This is a genomic window from Pseudomonas tehranensis, assembly GCF_014268615.1.
Classification (GTDB): domain Bacteria; phylum Pseudomonadota; class Gammaproteobacteria; order Pseudomonadales; family Pseudomonadaceae; genus Aquipseudomonas; species Aquipseudomonas tehranensis.
This window is the reverse complement of record NZ_JABWQV010000374.1, coordinates 1-3,412: the sequence shown is the minus strand read 5'-3', so window position 1 is coordinate 3,412 and position 3,412 is coordinate 1. Positions and strand designations below refer to the sequence as shown.

2 protein-coding genes are annotated in these 3,412 nt (G+C 60.2%); one reads left to right on the top strand and one right to left on the bottom strand.

The window, feature by feature from the left end; all coding sequences use genetic code 11:
* Positions 1–143: 143 nt before the first annotated feature.
* Positions 144–2,594, bottom strand: coding sequence for a glycogen/starch/alpha-glucan phosphorylase (locus tag HU811_RS25970; RefSeq protein WP_092401443.1), 2,451 nt, complete (start codon positions 2,592–2,594; stop codon positions 144–146).
* Between the two features lie 254 nt (positions 2,595–2,848).
* Between HU811_RS25970 and HU811_RS25965 the strand changes: the two genes are divergently transcribed.
* Positions 2,849–3,286, top strand: coding sequence for a YkgJ family cysteine cluster protein (locus tag HU811_RS25965; protein WP_092401440.1), 438 nt, complete (start codon positions 2,849–2,851; stop codon positions 3,284–3,286).
* Positions 3,287–3,412: the final 126 nt, after the last annotated feature.

The following is a 3,412-nucleotide window of genomic DNA, read 5'->3' as shown; positions in this document are numbered from 1 at the left end:
CGCCTTCGCGAGCAAGCCCGCTCCCACATGAGGTTACAGGTGCTCCAATGACTGAACCCGGTCACACAGCCCGGCGAAACTGACGCTTAGTATATCGACCAAGCCCAACCACCGTTGGGCTTCGCTCACATTTCCTGCAACGGCTACTCCAAGGCTTTCCAGATGTCGGTGGCGTATTCGCGGATAGTCCGGTCGGAGGAAAACCAGCCCATGCGCGCGGTATTGAGCACCGCCGAACGCCACCAGTGCTGAGCGTCGTGCCAACGCTCTTCGACCCTGGCCTGGGCATCCCAGTAAGAGTCGAAGTCGGCGCAGACCAGAAAGCGATCGTAATCCACCAGCGAATCGACAAGCCCGGTGTAACGCATCGGATCGTCCGGCGAGAACACCCCGCCGCGAATGGCCTGCAACACGTCGTTGAGGCGATGGGACGCGGCAATGTCCGGCGCGGCGCTGAACTCGCCGTTCTGCTTGCGGGCCTCCACCTGCTCGGCCGTCAGGCCGAAGATGAACATGTGCTCACCGCCCACGCGCTCATGCATCTCCACGTTGGCGCCGTCCATGGTGCCGATGGTCAGCGCACCATTAAGACCGAACTTCATGTTACTGGTGCCTGACGCTTCAAAACCGGCCGTGGAAATCTGCTCGGAAAGGTCCGCCGCCGGGATGATGCTCTCAGCCAGGCTGACGTTGTAGTTGGGCAGGAACACCACTTTGAGCAGGCCACGCACGGTCGGGTCGTTGTTCACCACACGAGCGATATCGTTGGTCAGCTTGATGATCAACTTGGCCTGGTGATAACTGGCGGCGGCCTTGCCAGCGAAGATTTTCACCCGTGGCACCCAGTCCACTTCCGGTTCGGCGCGGATCGCCTGGTACAGCGCCACCGTGTGCATCAGGTTAAGCAACTGGCGCTTGTATTCATGGATCCGTTTGACCTGCACGTCGAACATCGCCGCCGGGTTCACGGCCACACCCAACCGCTCGTGGATCAGGTGCGCCAAGGCCTTTTTGCTGTGCAGGCGCTGTTCGGCGAACTGTTTGCGAAACGCCGGTTGATCCGCGAACGGCTCCAGCTCGATCAGGCGTTCCTCGGGGTTGTCGAGCACACTCGGGCCCAGGGCATCGACCATCATCGAGGTCAGTTCAGCGTTAGCCTGAAACAGCCAGCGGCGGAACGTGATGCCGTTGGTTTTGTTGTTGATCCGCTCGGGGTAAAGCTTGTGCAGTTCGGAGAACACCGTGCTGCGCATCAGTTGTGTGTGCAACCCGGACACACCATTGACGCTGTGGGAGCCGAGGAACGCGAGGTTGCCCATGCGCACCCGACGGCCGTTGTCTTCTTCGATCAGTGACACTGCACGCAGGACGTCGAAATCGTGCACACCCTTGGACCGCAGCGCATCGATGTGCTGGGCGTTGATCAGGTAAATGATCTGCATGTGCCGGGGCAACATGCGCTCCATCAGCCCCACCGGCCAGGTTTCCAGGGCTTCGGGCAGCAGTGTGTGGTTGGTGTAGGAGAGCGTGTCCTGGGTGATCTGCCAGGCGGCGTCCCAGGCCACGTCATAGACGTCCACCAATTGGCGCATCAATTCGGCCACGGCAATCGACGGGTGCGTATCGTTGAGCTGGATCGCCGCGTGATCACCCAAGGTCAACACCGAGGTATGCATATTGCGATGACGGCGCAGCAAATCCTGCAGCGAAGCGGCGACGAAGAAATACTCCTGGCGCAGGCGCAGCTCCTGGCCCGCCTCGGTGCTGTCGGCCGGGTACAGTACGCGGGAGATACTTTCGGCCCGGGCCACTTCCGCCACGGCACCCAAATGGTCGCCGGCGTTGAAGCGTTCCAGATGCAAATCTTCCACGGCACGGGCGCGCCACAGACGCAGGGTGTTGACGCTGGCACCGCGCCAACCCACCACGGGCGTGTCATAAGCGATGGCTCGCACGGTTTCGCCCGGAGACCAGACTTGCTTGGTATTGCCGGAGGCGTCGGTCACGGTCTCGACGCTGCCGCCGAAGCCGATCGGGTAGACCACTTCAGGCCGCTCGAACTCCCAAGGGTTGCCGAAATCCAGCCAGTGTTCGGTTTGCTCCTGCTGCCAGCCATCGACGATCGCCTGGCGAAATAGCCCGTGCTCGTAACGAATACCGTAGCCATGGCCGGCAATGCCCAAGGTGGACATGCTTTCCATGAAACATGCCGCCAACCGGCCAAGGCCGCCGTTGCCCAACGCCGCATCGGGTTCGAGCAGGCGAATGCGCTCCAGATCCACGCCCAGTTCGGTCAGGGCTTCGCGCGCAGTGTCCAGCAGACCGAGGTTGCTCAGGCTGTCATAGAGCAAGCGGCCGATGAGAAACTCCAGGGAGAGGTAATAGACGCGCTTCTGGCCCTTGCGGTAGATCTGCCGCGTGTGGTCCATCCAGTGTTCGACCATATGGTCGCGGGCGGCCAGGGCAATGGCTTCGAACCAGTCGTGATCAAACGCATGATCCGGGTCCTTGCCGACGGCGTAAGTGAGTTTGGTCAACACGGCATCGCGAAATGCAGCCACTTCGGCTTCGCGAACAAGTGGTTCTTGAGTCATTGATGAGACCTCGAACGAGCATGAAATTGTCTGAGCCTAGACGGTCTGACAGGCACTGCAGGCGCAGGTTCGTTGGTTTTTCCAGGGTGACGGAGAATCGCCGCCAGGGAATTGCCATATGAGCGAATGAATGCAGGGGCCGTGCCTATCCAGCCAGTGTTTTTGCCGGGCATAAAAAAAACCGGCAGATGGTCGTTCAAAATTTCACCAGTCCCGGTATGATCGCGCGCCCTGATGCATGCTGGTAAACCTTGATGATGAAGCCCAACCTGATCGCCGCCGCGGAGATCGACCGAATCGATACCTGGGCCAAGTATTCCGCGCCAATGTGCGGTTCCTGCGTGTCGAGCTGCTGCACACTGCCGGTGGAGGTCAAGATCAAGGACCTGATCCGGATCGGTATCGTCGATGAATTCGAACTGGGCGACCCGCCGAAAAACATCGCCAAGCGCCTGCAAAAGGAAGGGATCGTCGAGCGCTATAACCAGAAATCCGAAATCTTCACGCTCCAGCGCATGAGCAACAACGATTGCCTGTATCTGGATCGCAAGAGCCGGTTGTGCACCATTTATGAGAAGCGCCCGGACACCTGCCGCAACCATCCGCGGGTCGGGCCAAGGCCGGGGTATTGCGCCTACAAGCCCAAGGCAGTGGAGCGCGAGCGTAATCCGCGGACGTTGGACAAGTTCTGATCGACCGCTGATGTCGCAACACCTGTTCGGCCGCCTTCGCGAGCAAGCCCGCTCCCACAGTAGATCTGAGCCGGATACAAAATCTGTGTCCACTGAAGATCCACTGTGGGAGCGGGCTTGCTCGCG

Bases quoted from the DNA above. Each gene is read 5' to 3' on its own strand.
- HU811_RS25970 (WP_092401443.1), bottom strand. From the start codon at position 2,594: ATGACTCAAGAACCACTTGTTCGCGAAGCCGAAGTGGCTGCATTTCGC.
- HU811_RS25965 (WP_092401440.1), top strand. From the start codon at position 2,849: ATGATGAAGCCCAACCTGATCGCCGCCGCGGAGATCGACCGAATCGAT.